The sequence below is a fragment of the Vibrio sp. 2132-1 genome, assembly GCF_033344315.1.
Genome location: NZ_JAWPON010000096.1, coordinates 1 through 1,084, shown reverse-complemented (window position 1 = coordinate 1,084; position 1,084 = coordinate 1). Strand labels below are relative to the sequence as shown.

Genomic DNA, 1,084 nt, shown 5'->3' with positions numbered 1-1,084 from the left:
AACCACTTTTCACGTGGCGTGAAACTCTTAAATGGCAGCAGTCCAATCCACACGGAAATAGGACGGGCAAACAAAATCATACCAAACGCAAGCGCCAAGCCTGGCACCGCAATACTCAGCAAGTTCGACGGCGTAACCAACAAACCAAGCACGAGGAACATGCCAATTTGCGCTAGCCACGTCATACCATCTAATACATGCAGAATCGAATGACGGCTGCGCGTTGGACGGTTACCCAGCAATAAACCCACGAGGTAAATCGACAAAATACCGCTGCCGCCTAACGAGTTCGACAACGCGAAAATGATCAAGCCGCCGCTGACGGTCAAAATCGAGTACAAGCCATCCGGCAGTTGATTGCGATTGATGACTTTCCACAAGACCCAGCCACCAGCAAAACCAAGAAGCGCACCGATACCAAACTGCTTAACAAAACTGAGCGCTAAAAAGCCGGCGCTTAACTCCGTTCCCGTACTAGAAAGAATCGCAATTAACGTGACGGTCAAGAACACCGCCATTGGGTCGTTGGTGCCCGATTCAATTTCTAACGTCGAGCCAACACGTTCGTTCAGACTGCGGCCTTTCAATAAAGAGAAGACCGCGGCCGCATCCGTTGAACCGACAATCGCGCCAACTAAGATACCTTGCAATAAATCCAAATCGAACAGCCAGGTCGCCATCAAGCCAGTTAACAATGTCGTGATGGCTACGCCTATGGTTGCCAACGACACCGAAGGCCACAAGGCGACCCGAAAACTGGCGACTCGCGTTCGCATCCCGCCATCCAAAAGAATGATGGCGAGCGCTAAGTTACTGACTAAATAAGCGATGGAATAATTATCAAATAAGATTCCGCCAAGGCCATCTTCCCCAGCCAACATACCTACCGCAAGAAATACGAGAAGGATTGGAATCCCCAATTTTGAGGACACGGGGCTTAAAAGAACGCTCAGTGCAATCAGTAATGCACCAATCAGAAAAAAGCTGTTAATGGTGTCTGCGTCCATTCTCACCCTCCCTAAATGAAAAGCTACAAACAATCTCAACGAGTAAGCATATAAGTTCCTAAATCACCTCAACTTTA

At 48.6% G+C, this 1,084-nt stretch carries 1 protein-coding gene; it reads right to left on the bottom strand.

The annotated features are described in order from the left end of the window. Window positions 1-1,007: potassium/proton antiporter (locus R8N47_RS23665; protein WP_318185910.1), on the bottom strand; the 1,007-nt coding region annotated here is incomplete at its 3' end. Window positions 1,008-1,084: the final 77 nt, after the last annotated feature.